The organism is Demequina sediminis (genome assembly GCF_039545075.1).
Classification (GTDB): domain Bacteria; phylum Actinomycetota; class Actinomycetes; order Actinomycetales; family Demequinaceae; genus Demequina; species Demequina sediminis.
In genome coordinates this window covers 65,392-88,778 of record NZ_BAABRR010000007.1, presented here as the reverse complement: position 1 = coordinate 88,778, position 23,387 = coordinate 65,392, and the positions used below count along the sequence as shown (strand labels likewise).

The following is a 23,387-nucleotide window of genomic DNA, read 5'->3' as shown; positions in this document are numbered from 1 at the left end:
AGTCTGTCACCCGACCCGGAGGGATCTCATGACCTCGGACCTCGTCATTCGCGCGCCGCGCGCCATCCTGCCGGGCGGCGAGGGCCCCGCCGCGGTCGCCATCGCGGGCGGGAGGATCGTCGCCATCACCTCTGTCGATGCGCCGGTCGATGCGCGAGCGGAGATCACGCTGGCTCCTGACGAGGTCCTGCTGCCGGGCGCGGTCGACACCCACGTGCACGTCAACGAGCCCGGCCGCACCGCGTGGGAGGGCTTCGACTCGGCGACCCGTGCCGCGCGTGCGGGCGGCGTGACCACCCTGATTGATATGCCGCTCAACTCGATCCCGCCCACGACTACTCCGGCGGCTCTCGACGCCAAGCGCGCGGCGGCCACAGGCAAGACCCACGTCACGGTGGGGTTCTGGGGCGGAGCGGTACCCGAGAATCTGGGCTCCCTGCGCGAGCTGTGGGACGCGGGGGTGTTCGGCTTCAAGTGCTTCCTCGCGCCCAGCGGCGTCGACGAGTTCGGCCACCTCGACCGCGGGCAGCTGCGCTCCGCGATGGAGGAGATCGCCGGCTTTGGGGGCAGGTTGATCGTGCATGCGGAGGACCCTGCCGGGCTCCTGCCCCATGCGGGAGGCCGCGACTACCAGGGCTTTGTCGACTCGCGCCCCGAGGCGTCCGAGCTGAGCGCGATCGCGGCCGTCATCGACGGGGTGCGCGCCACCGGGGTGCGCGCGCACATCCTCCACCTGTCCGCGGCATCGGCCCTGCCCTTGGTGGCCGCCGCGAAGGCTGAAGGACTGCCCCTCACCGCCGAGACCTGCCCTCACTACCTGACCTTCGATGCCGAGCACATCCCCGCGGGCGGCACGCAGTTCAAGTGCTGCCCGCCCATCCGCGACGCCGCGAACCGCGAGGCGCTGTGGGCGGCGCTCGCGGACGGCACGATCGACTTCGTGGCCTCGGACCACTCTCCCGCGACCGCGGAGCTCAAGCTCGCCGGCGCGGGCGACTTCGCCGCCGCGTGGGGCGGGATCGCGGGGCTGCAGGTGTCGGTGGCCGCCGTGTGGACGGGGGCGCGGGCGCGCGGATTTCCTCTGGCCGATGCCGTCGGCTGGGTGAGCACACGTCCCGCCGCATGGGCGGGGCTGGGCGGCAAGGGCGCGATCTCGGTCGGGCGCGACGCGGACCTCGTGGCCTTCGCGCCGGACGCGCCATTCGAGGTACACGCGGCGGACCTCGAACACCGCAACCCCGTGAGCGCATTCGACGGCGCGCGACTCATGGGCCGTGCGCGGCGCGTGTGGATCGGCGGATCCGAGACGGCGGACGGCGTCATGATCGGGCGGCCCTAAAGGCGCGTGCCGCGGCTCCGCCACACGCGAGCGACCATGGATGTCCCATGGCGAGCACGGACCTGCGAATAGCGACGGTGAGCGTCCCATTGCGCGCGGGCGTGTGGCGGAGCCGCGTTTTCGTGTGGCGGAGCCGCGGCAGGGGCAGGGGCAGGGGCAGGGGCAGGGGCAGCGCCGCACGGTCAGCGCGAGGTGTCGCGCCCGAGTGCGAAGAGAGCGTCGCCGTTCATCGACTCACCCGGCGAAGCGAACACCGCCGTGACCACCACTCCATCCGGATCGCGTTCACCCGAGCGATCGAGGTCACCGATCCACACCAGGAAGGGCTCGTCGAGTTCGTCGCTCGCCAGCCCCTGGTCCGCGTTGAAGGCACGGATCGCCTCAACGGTGCGCGGACCGTGGAGGCCATCGACGGCGCTGTTGCCGTAGCCCGCCTCCGCGAGCATCCACTGCTTCGCATGGGTTCGGGTCCATGCCCCAGCGGCTCGCGCATCCGACTCGGGGGTCCATCCGTCTGCGCTCTCGAACGGCGCGGGCCCCGCGTAGGCGACCACGGGACGGCCGTCGATCTCGGCGACGATGTCCCCGGTCCAGATGCGGTCTCCCGTCTCGACGTGGATCGCGGAGAGTTCGCCCGCGACAGCAGGAGTCACCGTCGCGGGCGTCTCGGAGTGGTCGCCTTGCAGGGCCACGACGCCCGTCTCGGACGAGAACGCCACGTCGGCGTCCGCACACGGCACGTCCTCGAGACCGGTGATGGTCCGGGCGCCTGCATCGATGGTCACCGACCAGCAACCACCCGCACTCGCGTGCCCCGCGAACCAATCCGCGCCCCCGCCCGTCTCGGCCGATGCCCCGGTCCTCACCACAACCGTCGCGACCTCGCCGTCAACCTGCTCGCCGACGATGTCCGAACGTGCGTTCGTGACACCCTTGCCGGCGCAGTCGCGAACCACGGCCACGGCGTCCGAGCCGTCCGCGGGGGCGGCCAGCTCGCTCGTCTCGAGCGCCACGCACCCAGCCATCCCCTCGAATGCGGTCGCCACCTCCCAACGCGCCTGCTCCGCGGCCTGGCCATCGTTGGATCGCTGCTCCCACGCGACCAGCACCGCCGGCACCGCGATTACGAGGGCCGCGCCGATCGCAGCCACCACGATCAGCGCGCGCACCGCCGTCCGCCACGGCGCCCGCGCCGGCGTCGGCGCCGGCGCCGGCGCGTGACCGTTCTCTCCGCCCCCCGGAGTGTCACCCATGCCGCGACTGTAGCGGGCGGCGCCGCGGGCCCGCCATCGGAGCGTTACGTGAGGAAATGCCCACGTAACGCGCGGTGGCTACCGTGGACCGAGGGGCGCTGCATGCACGCCTGACCATCCGATCGAAGGGCTCCACCATGGGCATCATTCTGGGCGACAACCAGTACGGCAAGGCCGAGAACCGCATCGTCCGAATCGTGCGCGACAGCGCGCGCCACGAGATCCGCGACGTCAACGTCTCGACGTGCCTCCGGGGCCGCTTCGACGACGCCCACCTCACCGGCGACCAGGGTGCCGTCCTGCCGACCGACACGCAGAAGCAGACGGCCTACGCGTACGCCAAGACGGTCGGACTCGCAAGCCTCGAGCGGTACGCCCTCGCCCTCGCGACGCACTTCATCGCGGATATCGAGCCCGTCGACCAGGCGAGGGTCGAGCTCGAGGAGTTCGCGTGGGAGCGCGTGAGCGTGGGCGGCGCGGAGCACGACCACACGTGGGTGCGTGCGGGCCAGGAGGTGCGAACCGTCGCGGTCACCGTCGAGGACGGCGCGACGTGGATCACCGGCGGCCTCAAGGACCTCACCGTGCTGAAGTCCACCGGCTCGGAGTTCCACGGCTTCCTCTCCGACGAGTACACGGTCCTCGAGCCCACGTCCGATCGCATCATGGCGACCTCGCTGGTCGCGAAGTGGCGATTCGGCGACGTGGACGCCGCGACGTTCGACTTCGACGAGTCCTACGCGGAGATCAAGGCCGCCCTGGTCGAGACGTTCGCGGACCACCACTCTCTCGCGCTCCAGCAGACGCTCTACGAGATGGGCAAGGCCGCACTCGAGGCCGTGCCCGAGCTGGTCGAGGTGCGACTCAGCGCGCCCAACAAGCACCACTTCCTGTACGACCTGGGGCGCTTCGGCATCGACAACGCCAACGAGGTCTTCCACGCCGACGACCGCCCCTACGGACTCATCCAGGCCTCCGTGACCCGCGAGGACGCGCCCGCCGCGGGTCCGGCATGGCAGCAGTACACGGGGCTGGTGTGAGCGGGACGCACGTCTATCGCGCCCACGTCTTCCACATCGCGGGCGCCCCGGCCCAGTCCGAGGTCCCCGCCGCGCTGGTCTCGCTCCCCGACGGCGCGCTCGTGGTCTCGGGGGACGGCGAGATCCTGTGGCTGGGTGAGTTCGCGGCGCTGCCGCCGCAGTGGGACGATGCCCCGGTCACCCGGGCGGACTACCTCCTGCCCGGCTTCGTCGACGCGCACGTGCACTTCCCCCAGTCGTATGCGACGGCGGCTCACGGCGGCGGCCAGCTGCTCGAATGGCTCGACCATTGCATCTTCCCCACCGAGTCACAGTTCGCGGATCCCGACTTTGCCGACCGCGCCGCGAGGTACTTCGCGCGCCGCCGCATCGCGGCGGGCACCACCGCCGCGATGGTCTTCGGCAGCGCCTTCCCCGTGGCGCAGGACGCGCTGTACCGCTCGACGCTCGAGGCGGGACTGCGCATCGTCTCCGGGCGGGGCGTCCAGACGGTGGGGCCACCCGCGGCATCGGCCCTCCTCACGTCGGAAGACACCGCGATCTCACTGGTCGCGGACGAGATCGACCGCTGGCACGCGGTCGACACGGGCGACCCGCGCACCGCTCACGTGCAGGTGGCGATCGTCCCGCGCTTCTCGCTGTCGGTGACGCCGCTCACGCTCGCGGCGATGGGCGAGCTGTACGACGAGGCACAGCTGCGCGGCGTGTACTTCCACAGCCACCTCAACGAGAACAACCGCAAGGGCGACGGCGAGATCGCGGCGGTGCTCGGCCAGTACGGCGTCGAGACCTACCTCGACACGTACGACGGACGCTTCCTTCCCGGCTCGAAGGTCGGCGGCCACTCGCTGCTGGGCCGGCGCTCCTCGCTCGCGCATGCGGTCCACTCGCAGCCTCGCGAACTTGCGCGAATGGCGGAGACGGGCACGTCGATCGCGCATTGCCCCACGTCCCAATTGTTCCTCGGTTCAGGGACGATGCCGTGGCGGGCGACCGTCGACGCGGGGGTCAACGTGGCGCTGGGCACCGACGTGGGGGCCGGCGACGAGTGGCTCATCTCGCGCGTGGCCGGCGACTGCTACAAGGTCCACATCTCCGAGGAGGGGGACGCGGGGACGGCGCTGCACCCCGCGGAGCTGCTGTTCGCGGCGACGCTCGCGGGGGCCAGGGCGCTCGACATGGAGCACGCGTTCGGCAACCTCGACGCGGGCAAGGACGCCGACTTCCTGCTGATCGACGTGTCGCGCTGGGAGCCGCTCGAGGGGATGCTCACCATGGGAATCCGCTCGGATGATGAGGAGCAGGCGACCCTCGAGGAGCTGTTCACGCTGCTCATGGGGCTGCGGCAGCCGGCGATCGCCGAGGTGTACGTCGCGGGCAAGCGGGTGGTCGCGCCGGAAATGTGAGGTGCGCGCTGTGCGGCCCTGCGCGCTGCCCCGCCCCTGCGCGCTGCCCCGCCCCTGCGCGCTGCCCCGCCCCTCTGCGTCCTGGGAGGTGCTCAGTGCCCAGAATCGCTCGATTCGGGCACTGAGCACCTCGCGGGACGACACACACCTCGCGGGACGATGCGCGCGTCGCCGCGTGAGAGGATCCTCGCCGTGGCAGTGGTGAGCGATCGGATCGCGGAGCGAGCAGGCGAGGACTTCGGCCGCTCCGCGCCCAGAGTTGTCAGCGCGCTCGAGCGCCTCACGGTGAACCCGGGAGTCGACCCCGAGCGGCTTCAGGCTGCGGCCCTGCTCGCCGCTCGCGGCGACCTCACGCTCTTCGAGGACGCCCTCGAGCACGCCCGGGTCGACTGGCGGGACCTCGTCGACCGTGCCGGACTCGCCGGTGCGGACTGGCGCGATCGCCTCGATGACGCGCTCGGACTCACCTGAACCGATCGCATGCACTGAGGTCCTACCCGCGTGCCAGTCAACCGGGCTAGCCTGACACCCGTGACTGCACCCATCGATCCCACGACCACGTCCGCCTGGGCCGAGCTCACCTCGCTCAAGGACGGCTTCGCCCCCGATCTGCGCGCCTGGTTTGCCGCGGATCCCACGCGCGTCGAGCGACTGACCCTTGACGTCGCCGACCTCCACGTCGACCTGTCGAAGAACCTCGTCACCGATGAGATCCTCGCCGCGCTCGTGAAGCTCGCACAGGAGACCAAGGTCGCCGAGCGCTACGCCGCGATGCTCGCCGGCGAACACATCAACACCACCGAGGACCGCGCGGTGCTCCACACCGCACTGCGCAGGCCCGCCCGCGACGTCGAGCACCTGGTGGTCGACGGCCAGGATGTCGACCAGGACGTGCAGGAGGTGCTCGCGAAGGAGTACGCCTTCGCGGAGAAGGTGCGATCCGGCGAGTGGCGCGGCATCACCGGCAAGCGCGTCACGCACGTGGTGAACATCGGCATCGGCGGCTCGGACCTGGGCCCCGTCATGGTTTACGAGGCGCTCGAGCCCTACGCCACCGCTGGCATCTCGGCGCGCTTCGTGTCCAACATCGACCCCACTGACATCGCGCAGAAGGTCAAGGGGCTCGACCCCGAGACCACCCTGTTCATCGTCGCCTCGAAGACCTTCACCACGCTCGAGACCCTCACCAACGCGCGCCTCGCGCGCGACTGGCTGTGGACGTCGCTCGCCGCGGCTGGCGTCGACGTCTCGACCGACGCACTCAAGGACGATGCGGTCGCGCACCACTTCGTTGCGGTCTCGACCGCGCTCGACAAGGTCGCGGCGTTCGGGATCGACCCGACCAATGCGTTCGGCTTCTGGGACTGGGTGGGCGGCCGCTACAGCGTGGACTCGGCGATCGGCCTGTCGCTCACGATCACGCTCGGCCCCGACGTGTTCCGCCAGCTGCTCGCCGGCTTCCACGCGGTCGACCGCCACATGGCGGAGACTCCGCTCGAGAAGAACGTGCCCGTCCTCATGGGCCTGCTCAACGTCTGGTACGTCAACTTCCTCGGCGCGCAGTCGCACGCGGTGCTCCCCTACGCGCAGCAGCTGCACCGCTTCGCTGCCTATTTGCAGCAGCTCACGATGGAGTCCAACGGCAAGTCCGTGCGCTGGGACGGTTCTCCCGTCACCACGGCGACGGGAGAGATCTTCTGGGGCGAGCCAGGCACCAACGGCCAGCACGCGTTCTACCAGCTGATTCACCAGGGCACGCTGCTGATCCCCGCGGACTTCATCGCGGTGGTCAACCCGGCGTACCCGCTCAAGGACGGCGGCCAGGACGTCCACGCTCTCTTCCTCGCGAACTTCCTCGCGCAGACCAAGGCGTTGGCGTTCGGCAAGACCGCAGCCGAGGTCGAGGCCGAGGGCACCACCGGCGCCCTCGTCGCCGCGCGCACGTTCGCGGGCAACAAGCCCACGACCTCGATCTTCGCGCCGTCGCTCACGCCCTCCGTGGTGGGCCAGCTCATCGCGTTGTACGAGCACATCACCTTCACGCAGTCCGTGGTGTGGGGCATCAACGCGTTCGACCAGTGGGGCGTGGAGCTCGGCAAGCAGCTCGCGCTACAAATCGCCCCAGCGGTCGAGGGCGACGCCGCCGCACTGGACGCGCAGGACGCCTCGACGCAGGCGCTCATCGCGTACTACCAGGAGCACCGCAAGTAGGTTCTCACCAGGCATAGCGAAGGGGCGGGTCCGGCGACGGGCCCGCCTCTTCGCGCATCCGTTGTTGCGATCCGCCAGCTACTCGGACGCCGACTCCCACCGGAGGATGTCGCCAGGCTGGCAGTCGAGGACGTCGCAGATGCGCTCGAGGGTGGTGAAACGGATCGCCTTCGCGCGGCCGTTCTTCAGCACCGCGACGTTGGCGGGCGACAGACCCACGCGCAGAGCGAAGTCTCCGACCGACATCTTCCGCCGGGCAAGCATGACGTCGAGATCCACGATGATCGGCATCAGATCACCTCGGCGAGTTCGGCGCGGTCCGAGATCGCGACGGCAAGCAACCCTCGCATCACGATCATGAGGAGTACGAACGCGCCTCCCGCCACCACCGCAGCGACCCCACCGAGAACCACTCCGGGGCCACCGATCCCCTCCCACGCGACCAGGTGCGCGCCCGTAGCCGCGCAGATCGCCGCCGCGAGTCCACCGCACCATGCGATGGCCTCGACCCAGCGAAGAGCGCGCCTCGTGTAGATGCGACCGGACTCGACCATGCCGAGCAGCGCCCAGATGCACGCCACCGCCGCCTGAAGGCACGCGACCGCGAGGATCCCGGCGACCGAGTACGGCACCACCAGGTGGGAGACCTCAGGTGCGCGCCGCCCCTCGTCCGCCGCGATGAGCGGGATCAACAGTTGTCCAAGGACAGAGCCGACGAGCACGAGGATCAACAGGAATCGGAGCCAGGCCATCACACGAGAAGTCATGTATCGATAATCGAGAGATTTACAGCGTTTGTCAAGAGGCGTGCACTCCGGAAGGCGCTCGCGGCGCGCAGCACGCGCGGCCGTGACCGCTTCGCGCATAGGATTTTGCGACTTTTCAGGCTGATTTGCGCTTCGCGCAGAGGATCTGCGGATGTGCCCTCCCGAAGGCGTCCGCGTCGCTCGACTCACACGGCTCGCTCAGCTCGCACCTCCAGAGCCGCCCGCGCTCCGTGCAATCGCAAGATCCGATGCACCAAGCCCGATTCGGGCTCGAAAACCGCAGAATCCTATGCGCGTGGCGACGGGGTGGCGCGGCGAGTGGCCGCCTCACACGACAGGCCGCCAGCGCCGACAGCGCGGGTGCCGCGGGTCGATCAGGACCCCCGCGCCTCCCGAGCCTTCGACAGCGCGAGCGCGAACGTCTCCACCGGCTGCGCCCCAGAGATCGCGAACGCGCGGTCGAACACGAAGAACGGCACACCGTTCGCCCCATAGGCCGCCGCCTGCGCGATGTCCGCGGCGACCGCGTCCTCGTACGCATCGGAGGTGAGCACGGACCGCGCCTCGTCGGCATCCAACCCCACCTCGGTCGCGAGTCGCACCAGGGTGTCGGCGTCGTCGACGATCGCGCCCTCGGTGAACTGCGCCCTCATGAGCCGCTCCTTGAGCTGCGGGCCCAGCCCACGCTCGTGAGCCAGGTGCAGCAGCCGGTGCGCGTCGCGCGTGTTCGCCATGATGTAGCTGTCGAAGTCGTACGAGATGCCCGCCTCGACGCCCAGGTCCACGATCCTCTGGTTCATCTCGCGCACCTGCTCGGGCGTCGCGTTGAACTTCTTCGCGAGCGCCTCGGCGTGCGGAGTGTGGTGGCCGTGCGGAATGGTCGGGTCGAGCTGGAAGCTGCGGTACCTGACCGACACCTCCTCGCCCGAGGCCTCGACGGCCTCCTCAAGGCGGCGCTTGCCCAGGTAGCACCAGGGGCAGGCCACGTCCGACCAGATCTCAATGTCGATAGTCACGCGGGGTCAACGCCTCACCGCGCGCGGAGATTCCTGACGCGTCAACTGCCGCGGTACGTCGAGTACGCGAACGGGCTGAGCAGCAGCGGCACGTGGTAGTGCGGCTCGCCGTCGACCGCGAACGGGATGCGCACCTCGGGATAGAACGTCGCGACCCCGCGGTCCGCGAACCACGCGCCGGTCGCGAACACCATCGTGTACGTGCCGGGATGCAGCACATCGGGCCCGAGCGAGCCCACGCGCCCGTCGGAGTCGGTCACCCCGACCGCGACCTCGACGTCGCCGTGCAGGAGCCGCACGTGGACCCCCTCCGCGGGACGGCCGTGCGCCGCGTCGAGCACATGCGTGGTGACGTGACTCATGACTCACCTCCATAGGTCGCGCGCAGGCGCAGCAGGGCGATCCCACGCAGCTGATCGGCCACCTCGGCCAGTTCGACACCGGGCTCGTTGTCCAGCCGCCGTTCGAGTTCGGCCACAATCTCCTCGCGCGAGCGCCCGGCCGCGCGGATCACAAACACGCGCCCGAAGCGCTCCTCGTACTCCGCGTTGAGCGCCGCGAGCCGCGCGGCCAGAGCCTGGTCTGCCGACGCCGATGCGGACTGCTCCTCGCGCGAGAACCGCGCCTCGGCATCGTCCCCGTCGCGCCGGTCCCCGATGCGGGGGTGCGCCGCGAGCGCCTCGTCGATCTCGGCGGGCGACAGCGGCGTCGCGGCAGCGACCGCGGCGCGCTCAAGTTCGAGCATCGTCGCGTACGCGCGGGCCGCGAGCGCGTCCGCCCAGCGCTCGACGTGCAGACACGCGAGGAGTTCCTCGCGGGTGGGTTCGATCATGCGTCCTCCTTAGGATGTCCAGCATGGCAGAGCGACTCGCAGGCGTGGTGCTTGCGGCGGGCGCCGGTTCGCGGCTGGGCGGCCCGAAGGCCCTGGTGAGGGACGATGCCGGGGCCTGGCTCCCTCGCGCCTGTCGCCTTCTCGCCGGGGTGGGGTGCGCGCCCGTCATCGCGGTGCTTGGCGCGAGCGCCGATGCCGCGGCGGAGCTGCTCCCCGACGACACCACGGGTGTGGTGGCGGACGACTGGGCCGCGGGGCTCGGGGCAAGCCTGCGCGCGGGCCTCGAGACGGCCCGCGGCGCGGGCGCGGGGGCCGTGCTCATCACCCTCGTGGACCTGCCACGACTTGCGCCCGAGGCCGTCGCTCGCGTCGCGTCGCACTGGGTGGGAGATCCCACCGTGCTCGCGAGGGCCACCGATGCGGGCACCCCCGGTCATCCGGTGCTGATCGGCGCCGCGCACGTCGACGCGCTGCTCGCGACGCTCAACGGGGACCGCGGGGCGGGTGCGTACCTGCGCGCTCACGGCGCGGTCGAGGTGGACTGCACAGGGCTCGGCGCGGCGGACGACGTCGACGAGGCGGACGACGTCGACACGGCGGACGTCGACGGCAGGTAGGTCACTCCGCTCACGCGCGGTCGGCGACCGCGAGCACGGCCGCCTCGAAAGCGTCGATCGCGAGTGCGACGTCCTCGAGCGTCACGGACTCGTCGGGATGGTGGCTCACGCCGCCGTTGCCGCACCGCACGAACAGCATCGCGTAGGACGTCAGGGACGCGATCGCCATCGCGTCGTGACCGGCCTTCGACAGCAGCTCGAGCGGCCGCTCCTCGCCCGTCGCGGTGCGAATGCCGTGCTCGATCGCCTCGCTGAGGCGGCGCTCGGAGGAGGTCGCGCGCGCGACATGGCGCAGGTTCTCGGTGAAGGTGAGCCGCCGTTCACCCGCCGCCTCGAGAGCGTGCGCGCGGATCGCCTCCCACGCCCGGTCGCGGTGGGCGTCCGTCGCTGCGCGCACGTCGAGCGAGAACTCCGCGCGGCCAGGGATGACGTTGGCGGCGCCGGGGAACACCCTCAGCTCTCCGACCGTGCCGACCACTCCCTCGTCGAGCGCGACCCGTTCGACCGCGAGCGCGGTCGCCGCCGCGCCCAGCAGTGCATCGCGGCGATGACGCATCGGCACCCCGCCCGCGTGTCCCGCCTGACCGTCCATCGCGAGGTCGAAGCGCTTGGCCCCCATGATTCCCGACACGACGCCGAGCGGCCGGTCCGCGTCGAGCAACAGCGGCCCCTGCTCGATGTGCGCCTCGAGATAGCCCACGACGCGCGCGGGGTCGAGCGCGGCGGTGGCGACCGCGTCGGGGTCGAGCCCAAAGGTGATGAGGGCGTCGCGCAGGGTGATGCCGGAGTCGTCCCGCAGTTCGAGCCAGCCCTCCTCCCACGTGCCTGCGACGGCGCACGAGCCCAGCAGCGTGCGGCCGAACCTCGCGCCCTCCTCATCGGCAAAGCCCAGCACCTCGATCCCGAAGGGAAGCCGCACGCCGCGCGCGGATAGCCGCGCGACCACCGCGAGCGCGATCATCACGCCCAGGATGCCGTCGTAGCGGCCCGCGTCGGGAACGGTGTCGAGGTGCGAGCCCAGCAACAGCACGGGGGCGTCCGGCGTCGCGCCGGGGTACGTGCCGCGCGCGTTGCCCGCGGCGTCCTGCCAGGCACTCATCCCCGCGTCCGCGATCCACCCGGACACGATCGCGTTGGCGCGGGCGTGCTCGGGCGACAGGTAGACGCGCTCGATCGCGCCCTCGCGAGCCGAGACCCCGGCGAGCAGGTCGCAGCGGCGCAGCGCCTCGCGCGCGTCGGCGATCGCGGCGGGCGACGCGCCCCGCGCGCGGGACCTCTTCACGCCGGCGACCCGTCGCCGGCGTTCACGTAGCACTCGCCTGCGGCCTCGACACCGCCGACCGTGGGCACCGCATGGCCCTGCGCACGCAGCACCGCCTCGAGCGCGGCCAGCGTCGTGAGCACGGCGTCGCGGCGCGCGTTGTAGCCCATGGTGCCGATCCTCCACACGCGGCCCGCGAGCGGTCCGAACGAGGTGCCGATCTCGATGCCCCACTCCTCGAGCAGCGCGCCGCGCACGGCCTCGCCGTCGACGCCCTCGGGGATCACCACTCCGACGATGTTCGCCATCTTGTGTGCGCGATCGCCGTAGACCTCGAGGCCGAGCCCCTCGACGCCGGCGAGCATCGCGGCCCCGTGCAGGGCGTGACGCTCCTGGTACGCCGCCAGTCCCTGGTCAAGCACGAGGCGCGCGCACTCGTGGGCGCCGTAGAGCATCGTGGTGGCCTCGGTGTGGTGATTGAGCCGGCGCGGCCCCCAGTAGTCGAAGATCATCGCGAGGTCGAAGTAGTTCGAGCGGATGGGAGCCGCCGCCACCGGGTCCCCCTCGACGCGGATGCCCGCCTCGATCGACCGGCGTGCCTCGATCGCCTCGACGGCGCGCGGCGAGAACGTCGCGGGAGCAGAGCCGGACGGCCCGCCCAAGCACTTTTGGAGCCCCGCGGTCGCCGCATCGACTCCCCAGCCGTCCACGGGGAACGGGTTGCCGCCCAGCGTCGCGGTGACGTCGGCATAGAGCAGGCAGTCGAAGCGGTCGCACAGTTCGCGCAACCCCTCGAAGGGCTGCATCATCGTCGTCGACGTGTCGCCATGCACCATCGCGAGGACCCGCGGGCGCACGCGCTCCATGGCCGCCGCGATCGCGTCGATCTCGGCGACGCGCCCCCACGGGACGTCGAGCGTGTGGACCTCGGCGCCGCTACGGCCCGCGATCTCGGCGAGCAGGTGACCAAAGCGCCCCATGATGGGCACGAGCACCCTGTCCCCCGGCGACACGATCGACACGAGCGCCGCCTCGATCGCTCCGCGCGCCGTCGAATCGATGAGCAGCGTCTGCGGGTTGGCGGTCTCGAACACCCCCCGATACAGCTCCTGCACCTCGGCCATGACCTGGGTCATGTACGGGTCGTATTGCCCCACGAGTTGGGCCGACATCGCGCGCAGCACGCGCGGGTCGGCCGTGATGGGCCCCGGGCCCATGAGGAGTCGGGCCGGCGGGTCGATCGGGCCGGGCAGGGGCATGGCTGGCCTCCCACGAAATGTTGGTGTGACTTACACAGTGTGCCGCACGGATGTTACGCGGGGATTGCGGGACGTCATGCGCGCGCCAGGTGATCCTCGAGCTCGAGGCCGAGCTCGACCAGCGCGAGATCACTCCCCCTCGGCCCCACGAGGCACAGCCCCACGGGACCCTCCGGGGTCACGAGCAGCGGCACGGACAGCGCGGGCCGCCCCGCGATGCCAGCGATCGCGGTCATGCCCAGCGTCGCCTGGCGTCGTTCCTCGAGTTCCGCATCGGGCGCGTCGAGCGCCGGGGCGGCCGATGCCGCGGCGGGGATGAGCAGGACGGCGTCACCGAGCGCGTGATCGAGAGCGGCGGCGAGCCGCGCGGCGTCGGCGAGGGCCGCCGCCTCGCGCTCGGGGGTGACGTCGCGCGCCCACGCGAAGCGCGCGGCAACGTCGGGGGCGAGCGCGCCCGGATGGGCGTCGACCCACGCGCCGTCGGAGCGCCACGCCTCGGCGGACTGCGTGACGCGGAACGTCATGAGCAGCTCGTCGAGGGCGGGAAGCTCGACGGCGTCGACCTCGCGTCCGGTCGCGACCAGCCGCTCGACGGCCCGGTCGAAGGCCTCCCGCACGGGCTCCGCGCACGACGCCATCGCGCCAGGCGCGGCGACCAGGTCGCCGGTGTGCGCGCCACCGCCGCGCAGACCACCTGAGGGCCGCGCCGCGCCGGACCCGGCCAGTCCCACGCGGGCCGCCCGCAGCATCGTTCCCCCGTCTCGCGTCAGCCAACCGACCGTGTCGTAGCGCGGAGCGAGCGGCGCCACCCCCTCGAGCGACACCGCGCCGTGGGTCGGGCGCAGACCCCACAGTCCCTGATAGGACGCGGGGACGCGGATCGAGCCGGCGGTGTCGGTGCCGAGCCCGATGCTCGCCTGGCCGAGCGCGACCGCGCTCGCGGGCCCCGAACTGGAGCCGCCCGGGATCCCACCGGGCACGGCGGGGTTCACCGGCGTGCCGTAGTCGGGGTTGAGCCCGGCGATCGAGTACGCGAACTGATCGGTCTGCGCGATGCCGACCACGTCAGCCCCCGCGTCCACCAGGGCGGCAACCGCAGGGGCCGTGCGGTGCTCGAGCGGCGACTCGGCGAGGTACGCACGCACGCCCACCCCGATGCGGTGGCCAGCGATCGCGAAGAGATCCTTGACCGCGACCGTCTCCCCCGCGAGAGGCCCGTCGGGAGCGCCCGCGACCAACGGCGCCCCGACCACACGCCACACACGCTGATCGATCGCACGGGCGGGGGCGGTGACATGGGCGGCGGCGATGCGCCAGCCCGCGGACTCGTTTCTCACCCACAGCTGAGAGACGGCTCCGCGTCCTCCCGAGGCGGGGGCGTTGACGGTGACCACGTGGGCGGCGGCGTCGCCGAGCACGTGAACACGCAGCTCGCGCACCTCGCGCACTCCCGCACCTCCACGGCGGCCCCGGAAGGCCGTGATGCGGTCGTGGCCCACGAGCAGCCCGTTCGCGTCGGCCCGCAGCGTGTCGGCCGCGGGCACGAAGAACGCCGCGAGCGCCTCCTGATCGTCGGCCGCGAGCGCCGCCTCGTACGCGAGCACGGCCTCGACCAGGCCCTCGGGCGCGTCGCCCGTCACGGACGGAAGGGTCACAGGACCTCCTCGAAGTCGGCGCGACGGATGCGCGCGTGGACGCCGCTCACCAGGTCGACCACCTGGGAGATCTCGAAGTCGGTGGCCGCCGACAGATACGCGTAGGCCAGGTGGGGTGCCATGCCATACCGGGCTCCCAGGAGGGCGATCGCCTGACGCACGCAGGCCCTCATGGCCTCGTCGAGGTCGGCGTCAATGCCGGTGGGCATGAGGTGCGTCGCATCGGCGGCGAGCGGACCGGCGAGGGTGCCGAACTCGCGTGCCGCATCGGTCGCGTCAAGAAGGTCGAACCGGACGCGCACCCGCAGCGAGGCCTCGAGCGCGGTGAGCGCGACCTCTCCGTTGCCCTGCGCGAAGTGCGGGTCGCCCACGTACGCGAGCGCGTCGGGCACCTGGACGGGGACGTAGAGCGTCGCGCCCTCAGTGAGGTGACGGATGTCGACGTTGCCGCCGTGCGCACCGGGGGGCACCGAGTGGGCGCGCTCGGCGGTGTCCGTCGCGACGCCCATGATGCCCAGGAACGGCGCGAGCGGAAAGGACACCGCGCGCTCGCCGCCCTCGGTGAGCGGGAGGCGGCCCCGCCACTCTCCGTCCGCCTCCAGGGAGATGGGCGTGAAGACGCTGACGTCGTGCGGCCCGGCGGGCATCTCGCCAGCCAACGCGCCGCGCCCGTGGCGGTTGGAAATCACGCCGTAGTCGACCCGCGGCGTGGCCTCGAGCAGCGTGATCGCGAGCAGGTCGCCCGGCCGGGCGCCCCGCACCGCGATGGGCCCGCTCACCACGTGAGGGCCGTCCTCTGCGCGGCGCGTGCGGGTCGCCGCGATCGCGATCGCGTCGTCCAGGACGCGCTCCCTCGGCACGCCGTGAGCGCCGAAGAACGCGGCCGGATCCTGCCCCTGATCGGGCAACAGGCCCTCGTGGCTCACCGTGTCGATCGTGATCTCGTCACCCGGGTCGAGAGTCACCACGGGCGCGTCTCCGCGTCGCGGCAGCCGGCCCCATCCCACCGTCGACGCGTCGGCGGGAAGGTAGGCGGAACCGTCCAGGTTCTCGCCGGGCTGAAGTATGCCCTGGTAGTCGGCCACGCGACCTCCCGTGATGTGTGTGCCCTAGTCTGTGGCCGAGACTACAGCCGCCCCGGGCGCAGTCAACGGACCCGGCCGGGGCCCCACCCACCCGGAGGTCCCGTGCTCGACCGGATGCGCCGCAATCCCGCCAACGCCCACCTGGGGCTCATGCTCGCCCTGACGTTCTCGACCGGCATCATCGACGCGGTCGGCTACCTGGGCCTCGACCGCGTCTTCACCGGCAACATGACGGGCAACGTGGTGATCCTCGGCATGGCCCTCGCGGGCGACACCGGGCTGCCGGTCGCGGGGCCCCTGATCGCGCTGGCCGGATTCATGGCGGGCGCGGCCGCTGGGGGTCGCGCGCTGCGCGGCGCGGCGGCGGCGTGGACCGCGCGCCACACCGTGCTCTTCGTCGCGGTCGGCATCATCATCGCGCTGGCGGCGGTGCCCGCGGCACTCGTCGCGGAGCCGGGGCACGTGCTCCAGTATTCGATCACCGCCGCCCTGGGCCTCGCGATGGGCTGCCAGGCGGCCGCCGCGCGCCACGTCGCGGTCAAGGACGTCACCACGGTGGTGGTCACCTCGACCATCACGGGCCTCGCGTCAGACTCGGTGCTGGGCACGGGAGGCGGGCAGCCGTGGAAGCGGCGCGCGGGGGCGGTCGTGCTGATCGGGCTCGGCGCGCTCGCCGGCGCGCTGCTGCTCCATGTGCACATCGGGGCCGGCATGGCGCTGTCCGCGATCATCACGCTCGTCGTCGCATGGCTGGGTCACGTAACCCACCCCGGTCGGGTCGGACGCATGCCCTACGACACGGAGTAGCGCGCCTACCGCGCCGGCCGGGCGGCAGAAACACTTCGTGTGCCAGGAGGAACGCTTGACTTGAGCGAAGGCCGCTCAAGTCTTATCCTGGAGGCGGAGCGCTTCACCGCTCGCCCGCGAGGGCGCCATCCCGACCGGGCCACCCGATCCTCCAAGGAGGTCAGATCATGGCACGAGAGATTCTCCGTCGCTCCGTTCCGGCCGCTGCCGCGTCGCCGTGGCCGGACGACTTCCAGCGCATCGTCCAGCAGTTCTTTGGAGACACCGACACGACCCTGTCGGGAGCCTTCTCCCCCGCCCTCGACGTCGAGGAGACCGAGGACGGCTTCACGATGCACGTGGAGCTTCCCGGCGTGAAGCCCGACCAGGTGGACGTGTCGCTCGAGGAGAACGTCCTTACGGTCTCCGGCGAGCGCAACTTCTACGACGAGAAGAACGCCGAGGGCTTCCGTCGCGTCGAGCGCAGGTTCGGCCGGTTCCACCGCGCGGTGCGCCTGCCCGACCGCGTCGACCCCGACAAGGTCACGGCGTCCTACAAGGACGGCCTGCTTACCGTCACCGTCGCCAAGTCCGAGGCGGCCAAGCCGCGCCGCATCGCGGTGAGCACCGACTAACGCGACGTGTGCCCCGGCCCCACTCGGGCGCCGGGGCACACGCGTATGAGAGTCGGGAACCCTGCCTGCCTAGGCCGAGTCTCGCACCACGAGCTCGGTGGGCAGGATGAGCGAGTGCTCGCGATCCGTCCGCCCCGCGAGCACGTCGATGAGGATGTCGGCCATGTGCCAGCCCATCTCCCGCGACGGCTGGCGCACGGTGGTGAGCCGCACACCCGTCGACAGCGCCGCGCTCGAGTCGTCGAAGCCCACGATCGCGACGTCCTCGGGCACCCGGATGCCACGGTCGAGCAGCACGGGTAGCGCGCCGGAGGCCATGAGGTCGGAGGCGACGAAGATGCCGTCGACCTTGTCACGCGACTCGAGGATCTCCCTCATCGCGCGCGCGGCACCGAACATCGTGAAGTCACCGTCGACCACGGGACCGGCCGCGACCCCGGCCTCGTCGAGGGCGCGACGCCAGCCCGTGAGGCGGTCGATCGAGCCCTGCATCGTGAGCGGGCCCGCGATGGTCGCGATCCGCTGGCAGCCTCGCTCGATGAGGCGGCGGGTCGCCGTCTCGGCTCCCGCGACGTTGTCGACGTCGACCACGTATGTGTCGGGCCCCGCCACCGCGGAGCGACCACCGAAGACTACGGGAAGGGACTCGGTGATGCGTCGCAGGAAGCGGTCGGACGTGTGGTGGGACACCACGATCGCACCGTCGACCGCGCCGCCACCCAGGTAGCGCATCGTCTTCCCACTGGGGTCGTGATTCGCGATCATCAGGTTGAGCACGTAGTCGGAGTTCTCGAGACGGGCGTCGATGCCCGCGACGATCTCCGCGAAGAACAGATCCCCAAAGAACCGGTTGACGTCCTCGGGCGCGACCAGCGCGATCGCCTGAGACTGCTGGCTCACGAGCGAACGAGCGGCCCTGTTGGGGACGTAGCCGAGCTCCTGAATCGCGCGACGCACGGCCTCGGCGATCGGCGGCGACACCGACGGAGCCCCGTTGACCACCCTCGAGACGGTGGCGCGCGAGACCCCCGCGCGCGCGGCCACCAGCTCGAGGGTGGGCGCGGAGGCGCGCCCGACGGTCGTCATGGGCTGACCTTCATCGGCGGGCATGAGGCCATCATCTCGAAAATGACCCCATGCCCGCCAACGGCGACAGGCATCCCCTCCTAGCCCTTCACCGCGCCCTGCATGATGCCCGACACCAGCTGGCGTCCGGCGAACATGAACAGGAGGAGCAGCGGCACCGTTGCCAACAGCACGCCCGCGAGCACGAGCGAGTAGTCCACGAAGTAGTTCGCCTGCAGAATCGACAGCGACACGGGAAGGGTCGGGCTCTGCTGGTCGAGCACGATGTACGGCCACATGAAGTTGTTCCACGAGGTCACGAACGTGAAGAGGAACAGCATCGCGGCCGCAGGTCGCGCGGCGGGAAGGCCCACGTGCCAGAACGTGCGGATCATCGAACAGCCGTCCACGCGCGCCGCCTCGATGAGCTCGGTGGGCAGCGACTGCTGGATGTACTGCGTCATCCAGAACACACCGAACGCCGTCACGAGGCCCGGGATGATCACGGCGCCGATGTTGCCGGTCCATCCGAAGCGCTGCATGAGGATGTACAGCGGCACGATGCCGAGCTGAACCGGCACCGCCATGGTCGCCACGACCGCGATGAGCAGCGGCCCCGAGCCCTTGAAGCGGAGCTTCGCGAAGGCGTAGCCGGCGAGAGTCGACAACACGACCGTCGACACGGAGACGGCGGTCGACACGATGATCGAGTTGCTGAGCGCCTTCCAGAAGTTCACGGCAGGGTTGTTGATGACGGTCGCCGCGTTTGCGAGGAAGTTCCCCCCCGGCCACCACGACAGATTCGGGTCATTGACCGTGAAGCGGTCACCCGAGGCGATGAGGAACGACCAGTAGAAAGGGAACATGGAGGCGATAAGCACGATGGCCAGGGCCGCGTAGACGAACCAGCTAGGGCGCATCGTGGTGACGGCGCTCGCGCCGCCCGACTTGCGCTTGATCAGGGTGCTGAGGGCGGTCACTTGGTCACCTTCTTGGACTTCTTGGTGCTCGCTCCGGCATCGCCGGCAATGAAGCGCCTGGTAATGAACAGGTTGAGGAGTCCGATGGCGATGATAATGAGGAACAGGATCCACGCCACCGCCGCCGCACGACCAAAGTCGAAGTCAACCCAGCCCTTGTTGTAGAGGTAGAGCGCGATGGTCTCCCACTGGTGGTTGGACCCACCCTGGCCGTTCGTGTCGAACATGCGCGGCTCGTCGAAGATCTGCAGGCCACCGATGGTCGACGTGATGATGACGAAGATCATCGTGGGCCGGATCTGCGGAAGGGTCACCGAGAAGAAGCGGCGCATCGTTCCCGCACCGTCGATTGCGGCGGCCTCGTAGAGGTCGCGCGGGATGGCCTGCATCGCCGCGAGCAGGATCAACGCGTTGTATCCCGTCCAGCGGAAGTTGACCATGGTGGCAATCGCGACATGGCTGGGGATCACGTCGACGTGCCACATGATCGAGCTGAGGCCGATGTCGTTGAGGAACGAGTTGATGAGGCCGTAGCGGTCTCCGAACATGTTCGAGAAGATCAGGGCGACCGCGACCGGAGCGACCACGTACGGCAGCAGCACGCCCATGCGCCAGAAGGTCTTGGCGCGGATGTTCTTGTCGAGCATCGCGGCGATGAAGGTCGCGGCGACGAGCTGCGGCACCGACGACAGCAGGAAGATCGAGAAGGTGTTCCGCAGCGACAGCCAGAACTCGCGGTCCTGGAGCACGAAGGCGAAATTGTCGAAGCCGACCATCGTGCCCGTGTTGCGCACGAGGTCCCATTCCTGGAACGAGATGACGGCCGTGTAGAAGATCGGGAAAAGCCCGACGATCGCGAAGACGATCCAGAAGGGCGCGATGTAGAGGTACGGAGAAAACTTGACGTCCCAGCGCCCCATTCGCTGACGCATGGTCAGCGGCGCCGGTCGGCGCTCGGGGCCGCGAGGCGTGGGGACCTCGGTGTGCGGCTTGGTGGTGGTCATGAGGCGAGTCCTGTGTCGAGGGGGGTAGTGGGCCGATGCGACGGGTGCGGGCCGCCCCCCGTGGGAGGCGGCCCGCACCGCGTGCGTGTTAGCCGATCGCCTGGACGTCAGCCTCGAACTGCGCCCACGAATCCGCGGCGGACATCGTGCCCTCGTCGACGCGACGCAGCGCGTTGACCATGGCGTCGTTCACCTGGAAGTAGTGGGGGCCCTTGTACGGGGCAACCGTCACCGCGGCAGCGCGCGTGGTGAAGATCTGACCGATCGGGGCGTCGTTGAAGAACTCGTTAGTCGCGGCCTGGACGGCCTCCGACTCCGAGGCCTCGGGCTGGCTCGGGAAGGCACCCACGTTCGCGAAGGCCTTGGCCTGCTGCTCGGGAGCAGTCAGCCACGCGGCGAGCGCGGTCGCGGCCTCGACGTTCTCGCCGTTGGCGGGAACGGTCAGGTACGAGCCGCCCCAGTTGCCGCCGCCATTCGGGAACGCGTCGGCGATGTCCCAGTTGCCCTCGGGGGCGTTACCCGCGATGACACCGAGCATCCAGGACGGGCAGGGCATCGCGGCGAAGTCGCCGTTGGCCATGCCTGCGGCCCAATCGTCACCCCACTGCTGGAGACCGGCGGAGATGCCGGCGTCGGAGGCAGCGGTCAGGGTGTCGTAGATCTCCTTGACCTCGGGGTTGGTGAGGGCGATGATCTCGTCCGTTGCCGGATCCTCGTAGGGCGCCTCGAGCTGGCCGATCATGGCCTGCAGGACGGCGGCGTTCTCCTCGTAGAAGCCCTTGCCCGTCGCGTCGGAGTACTGCTTGCCGAGCGCGAAGAAGTTGTCCCAGTCGCCGTCGATGGCAGCGGTCATCGCCTCACGCGAGGCATCCATGCCCGCGGCCTCGATTGCGTCGACGTTGTAGCAGATCGCCTCGGGGCCGATGTCGGTGCCGTAGCCGATCAGACGGCCGTCCTTGTCGGTCGCCGCGTCGGTCTTCCACTGCAGCCAGCGGCCATCGACGTCAGGGCTCGTCAGGTCGGCGAGCAGGTCGGAGTACTGCATGGCCTCGGGCAGCCAGTCGACCTCGATGGCCTCGACGTCGGCAAGACCGCCGGGGCCGAGCTTGGTGAAGAAGTTCTCGCGAGCGGTGTTGGAGGTGTCGGCGACGTTGTAGACCACGTCGACGTTCGGGTTGAGCTCCTCGTACTCGGCGATGAGGTCGTACATGTAGTCGCCACCACCCTCGGACTCCGAGGAGTAGCCGAACTGGTTGAAGGTGGCGAGGGTCAGCGTAATGGGCTCGTCGTTCGAGCCGGTCTCGCCGGGAGCAGCCGAAGACGAGCCCTCCGGGTCGCTCGAGTTGCCGCAGCCCGCGAGAGCGAGTGCAAGGGTCGCGGCTCCGGCCGCGAACCCGAGTGTGGTCTTGCGTCGTGAGAAGCTCACGTTCACTCCTTTGTGTCCGTCTAGTGGGTCGATGATCCTGAGAGCGCTCTCTCTGAGAGAGCGCTCTCTGACATCGCCATCAACCTAGAGCCGCCATGGCCGGAACGTCAAACCGTTTCGAGCACGCCGCGACATTTCGTAGCCGAAACGTTACGAACGGGCACCGGGTGCCACCCGCGCATCGTCGCCACCGCCGCGCCGTGGGACCCTGGTTCCATGCGCACGATCGCCCTTTTCGCCGCCGTCGCCACCCTGGCCGCGTGCGCCTCGCCCGGCGCGCCAGACGCGCCGGATCCGTTGGCCCTCGACGCGCCCCCGGTCCCCCTCGCACGCTACGAATGGGACACCTCGGCGGCGATGGAGGCGCTCCTCGAGGGTCCGCTCACGCTGCGGGACGGGTGCCTCTACGTGGGCGACATCGTGCCCGCGTTCCCGCGCCACCTAGCCTCGTGGGATGCCGACACGGAGACGCTGAGGTACGCGGGCCGCGACTATAACGCGGGCGACGTGATCGCGGCGGGAGGCGGCGTTGCGGCCTCGCTCGACGCGATCGAGATCCCGTCGGGGTGCACGCTCAACCAGTTCGGCGAGGTCTTCTTGGTGCAGGACGAGGACCTCGAGCCGGCGTCATAGCAGGCCGGTCACGGTCGCGGCTCGCGCGTCAGCGTGGCCTGACCGATGACCCGAGTCCCCTGGTAGACCACCAGCGACTGGCCGGCGGCCACGCCTCGCATCGGCGTCTCGAGCGCCGCCACCACGCGCTCACCGCGACGCTCGACGCGCGCCGCCACCGGCTCCCCGTGTGCCCTCACCTGGACCGTGCAGTCTGTCGGGCGATCCGACGCAACGTCCGGCGCGAGCCACACCACGTCCTCGCCGACCAGTTCGCTCACGCTGAGGAGTTGCTCGGGCCCGACAGTGACCACGTTGCGCGCGGTGTCGATGCCCGTGACGTAGCGCGGGGCGCCGTCGGCGGCCGGCCTCGGCAGCCGCAGGCCCTTGCGCTGACCCACCGTGAACGCGTAGGCGCCCGTGTGCTCGCCCACGACCTCGCCGGTCTCGTCGACGATCTCGCCGGGACGCTCGCCCAGCGCGCGCCGGAGAAAGCCGCCGGTGTCGCCGTCCGCGACAAAACAGATGTCGTAGGAATCGGGCTTGTTCGAGACCCCGAGGCCGCGTGCGACGGCCTCCGCGCGGACCTCGGCCTTGGAGGTCGCGGTGCCGAGCGGGAACATCGCGCGCGCCAGGCGCTCGGGGCCCATCACGGCCAGGACATAGGACTGATCCTTGGCGGGATCCGCGCCGCGATGGAGCTCGCGTCCGCCGTCCTCCCTCAGCTCGATGCGCGCATAGTGGCCCGTGCACACCGCGTCGAAGCCCAGCGCGATCCCCCGCTCGAGCAGCGTGTCGAACTTGATGTGCTCGTTGCAGCGCACACACGGATTGGGGGTGCGTCCCGCCTCGTATTCGGAGAGGAAGTCGCTGACGACGGTGTCGTGGAACTCGTCCGACAGGTCCCACACGTAGTACGGGATGCCGAGCTTGTCCGCGGCACGGCGCGCGTCGTTCGCGTCCTCGATCGAGCAGCAGCCGCGCGAGCCGTTGCGGTGCTCCGCCCGCGAGCGCGAGAGCGCCATGTGCACCCCGACCACGTCGTGTCCGGCGTCCACCGCGCGCGCCGCGGCCACGGCGGAGTCCACTCCACCCGACAGGGCCGCAAGAATTCGCATCGTTCTAGGGTACGGGGTCG

The 23,387-nt window shown here is 70.6% G+C and carries 24 protein-coding genes; 9 read left to right on the top strand and 15 right to left on the bottom strand.

What is annotated here, in order from left to right:
- Nucleotides 1–28: 28 nt before the first annotated feature.
- Nucleotides 29–1,339: an allantoinase AllB gene (allB, locus tag ABEA62_RS07865; RefSeq protein WP_286215352.1), complete on the top strand. Its 1,311-nt coding sequence runs from the start codon at nt 29–31 to the stop codon at nt 1,337–1,339.
- Between the two features lie 182 nt (nt 1,340–1,521).
- On the opposite strand, the gene ABEA62_RS07860 is transcribed toward allB, so the two are convergent.
- On the bottom strand, nt 1,522–2,592 hold the full coding sequence (locus ABEA62_RS07860; RefSeq protein WP_345379481.1) for a peptidoglycan-binding domain-containing protein: 1,071 nt from the start codon (nt 2,590–2,592) through the stop codon (nt 1,522–1,524).
- A 137-nt stretch (nt 2,593–2,729) separates the two neighbouring features.
- Here ABEA62_RS07860 and pucL point away from each other — a divergent pair, with 137 nt between their 5' ends.
- The 4 genes from pucL (at nt 2,730) to pgi (ending at nt 7,249) form a co-directional block, all read left to right on the top strand.
- Nucleotides 2,730–3,632 (top strand): factor-independent urate hydroxylase, encoded by a 903-nt coding sequence (pucL, locus tag ABEA62_RS07855; RefSeq protein ID WP_286215350.1) that lies wholly within the window; start codon nt 2,730–2,732, stop codon nt 3,630–3,632.
- A complete protein-coding gene (locus tag ABEA62_RS07850; protein ID WP_286215349.1) occupies nt 3,629–5,038 on the top strand; it encodes an amidohydrolase family protein in 1,410 nt (469 codons plus the stop codon). The genes pucL and ABEA62_RS07850 overlap by 4 nt, the downstream gene beginning before the upstream one ends.
- 192 nt (nt 5,039–5,230) lie before the next feature.
- Nucleotides 5,231–5,509, top strand: coding sequence for a hypothetical protein (locus ABEA62_RS07845; protein WP_286215348.1), 279 nt, complete (start codon nt 5,231–5,233; stop codon nt 5,507–5,509).
- 60 nt (nt 5,510–5,569) lie between these two features.
- On the top strand, nt 5,570–7,249 hold the full coding sequence (gene pgi, locus ABEA62_RS07840) for a glucose-6-phosphate isomerase (protein ID WP_286215347.1): 1,680 nt from the start codon (nt 5,570–5,572) through the stop codon (nt 7,247–7,249).
- A 78-nt stretch (nt 7,250–7,327) separates the two neighbouring features.
- Here the strand turns inward: pgi and ABEA62_RS07835 are convergent, their stop codons facing one another.
- The 5 genes from ABEA62_RS07835 to uraD all read right to left on the bottom strand — a co-directional run bounded on the left by ABEA62_RS07835 (nt 7,328) and on the right by uraD (nt 9,864).
- Nucleotides 7,328–7,540 (bottom strand): helix-turn-helix domain-containing protein, encoded by a 213-nt coding sequence (locus ABEA62_RS07835; RefSeq protein WP_286215346.1) that lies wholly within the window; start codon nt 7,538–7,540, stop codon nt 7,328–7,330.
- On the bottom strand, nt 7,540–8,016 hold the full coding sequence (locus ABEA62_RS07830) for a DUF2975 domain-containing protein (RefSeq protein ID WP_286215345.1): 477 nt from the start codon (nt 8,014–8,016) through the stop codon (nt 7,540–7,542). The genes ABEA62_RS07835 and ABEA62_RS07830 overlap by 1 nt, the downstream gene beginning before the upstream one ends.
- 374 nt (nt 8,017–8,390) lie before the next feature.
- Nucleotides 8,391–9,032 carry a DsbA family oxidoreductase gene (locus tag ABEA62_RS07825; RefSeq protein WP_286215344.1) on the bottom strand — a complete coding sequence of 214 codons (642 nt, stop codon included), beginning with the start codon at nt 9,030–9,032 and terminating at the stop codon, nt 8,391–8,393.
- Nucleotides 9,033–9,073: 41 nt separating this feature from the next.
- Nucleotides 9,074–9,394 carry a hydroxyisourate hydrolase gene (uraH, locus tag ABEA62_RS07820; RefSeq protein ID WP_286215343.1) on the bottom strand — a complete coding sequence of 107 codons (321 nt, stop codon included), beginning with the start codon at nt 9,392–9,394 and terminating at the stop codon, nt 9,074–9,076.
- The gene (uraD, locus tag ABEA62_RS07815; protein WP_286215342.1) at nt 9,391–9,864 is read right to left on the bottom strand and encodes a 2-oxo-4-hydroxy-4-carboxy-5-ureidoimidazoline decarboxylase; all 474 of its coding nucleotides are present in this window, start codon (nt 9,862–9,864) and stop codon (nt 9,391–9,393) included. Before uraD ends, uraH begins: the two co-directional genes overlap by 4 nt.
- 23 nt (nt 9,865–9,887) lie before the next feature.
- Between uraD and ABEA62_RS07810 the strand changes: the two genes are divergently transcribed.
- Entirely contained in the window at nt 9,888–10,481 is a 594-nt protein-coding gene (locus ABEA62_RS07810; RefSeq protein WP_286215341.1) for a nucleotidyltransferase family protein, read from the top strand.
- 10 nt (nt 10,482–10,491) lie between these two features.
- Here ABEA62_RS07810 and ABEA62_RS07805 read toward each other — a convergent pair whose 3' ends face one another.
- The 4 genes from ABEA62_RS07805 to ABEA62_RS07790 form a co-directional block, all read right to left on the bottom strand.
- A complete protein-coding gene (locus tag ABEA62_RS07805; protein WP_286215340.1) occupies nt 10,492–11,763 on the bottom strand; it encodes an allantoate amidohydrolase in 1,272 nt (423 codons plus the stop codon).
- Nucleotides 11,760–13,001: a pyridoxal-phosphate-dependent aminotransferase family protein gene (locus ABEA62_RS07800; RefSeq protein ID WP_345379472.1), complete on the bottom strand. Its 1,242-nt coding sequence runs from the start codon at nt 12,999–13,001 to the stop codon at nt 11,760–11,762. Before ABEA62_RS07800 ends, ABEA62_RS07805 begins: the two co-directional genes overlap by 4 nt.
- Before the next feature lie 74 nt (nt 13,002–13,075).
- Nucleotides 13,076–14,656: an AtzH-like domain-containing protein gene (locus ABEA62_RS07795; RefSeq protein WP_345379470.1), complete on the bottom strand. Its 1,581-nt coding sequence runs from the start codon at nt 14,654–14,656 to the stop codon at nt 13,076–13,078.
- On the bottom strand, nt 14,653–15,741 hold the full coding sequence (locus ABEA62_RS07790) for an acetamidase/formamidase family protein (RefSeq protein WP_345379468.1): 1,089 nt from the start codon (nt 15,739–15,741) through the stop codon (nt 14,653–14,655). Before ABEA62_RS07790 ends, ABEA62_RS07795 begins: the two co-directional genes overlap by 4 nt.
- Nucleotides 15,742–15,843: 102 nt before the next feature.
- Here ABEA62_RS07790 and ABEA62_RS07785 point away from each other — a divergent pair, with 102 nt between their 5' ends.
- On the top strand, nt 15,844–16,548 hold the full coding sequence (locus ABEA62_RS07785) for a YoaK family protein (RefSeq protein ID WP_286215335.1): 705 nt from the start codon (nt 15,844–15,846) through the stop codon (nt 16,546–16,548).
- A gap of 167 nt (nt 16,549–16,715) precedes the next feature.
- Entirely contained in the window at nt 16,716–17,162 is a 447-nt protein-coding gene (locus ABEA62_RS07780; RefSeq protein ID WP_345379465.1) for an Hsp20/alpha crystallin family protein, read from the top strand.
- A gap of 69 nt (nt 17,163–17,231) precedes the next feature.
- Here ABEA62_RS07780 and ABEA62_RS07775 read toward each other — a convergent pair whose 3' ends face one another.
- The 4 genes from ABEA62_RS07775 to ABEA62_RS07760 form a co-directional block, all read right to left on the bottom strand.
- Nucleotides 17,232–18,272, bottom strand: coding sequence for a LacI family DNA-binding transcriptional regulator (locus ABEA62_RS07775; RefSeq protein WP_345379463.1), 1,041 nt, complete (start codon nt 18,270–18,272; stop codon nt 17,232–17,234).
- Nucleotides 18,273–18,328: 56 nt separating this feature from the next.
- On the bottom strand, nt 18,329–19,147 hold the full coding sequence (locus tag ABEA62_RS07770; protein ID WP_345379572.1) for a carbohydrate ABC transporter permease: 819 nt from the start codon (nt 19,145–19,147) through the stop codon (nt 18,329–18,331).
- A 56-nt stretch (nt 19,148–19,203) separates the two neighbouring features.
- Nucleotides 19,204–20,211 carry a carbohydrate ABC transporter permease gene (locus ABEA62_RS07765; protein WP_425557998.1) on the bottom strand — a complete coding sequence of 336 codons (1,008 nt, stop codon included), beginning with the start codon at nt 20,209–20,211 and terminating at the stop codon, nt 19,204–19,206.
- Nucleotides 20,212–20,299: 88 nt separating this feature from the next.
- Nucleotides 20,300–21,637, bottom strand: coding sequence for an ABC transporter substrate-binding protein (locus ABEA62_RS07760; protein WP_286215332.1), 1,338 nt, complete (start codon nt 21,635–21,637; stop codon nt 20,300–20,302).
- Between the two features lie 216 nt (nt 21,638–21,853).
- On the opposite strand from ABEA62_RS07760, the gene ABEA62_RS07755 reads away from it, so the two are divergent.
- On the top strand, nt 21,854–22,270 hold the full coding sequence (locus tag ABEA62_RS07755; protein ID WP_286215331.1) for a hypothetical protein: 417 nt from the start codon (nt 21,854–21,856) through the stop codon (nt 22,268–22,270).
- Between the two features lie 8 nt (nt 22,271–22,278).
- Here the strand turns inward: ABEA62_RS07755 and mnmA are convergent, their stop codons facing one another.
- Nucleotides 22,279–23,367: a tRNA 2-thiouridine(34) synthase MnmA gene (gene mnmA / locus ABEA62_RS07750; RefSeq protein WP_286215329.1), complete on the bottom strand. Its 1,089-nt coding sequence runs from the start codon at nt 23,365–23,367 to the stop codon at nt 22,279–22,281.
- Nucleotides 23,368–23,387 lie beyond the last annotated feature (20 nt).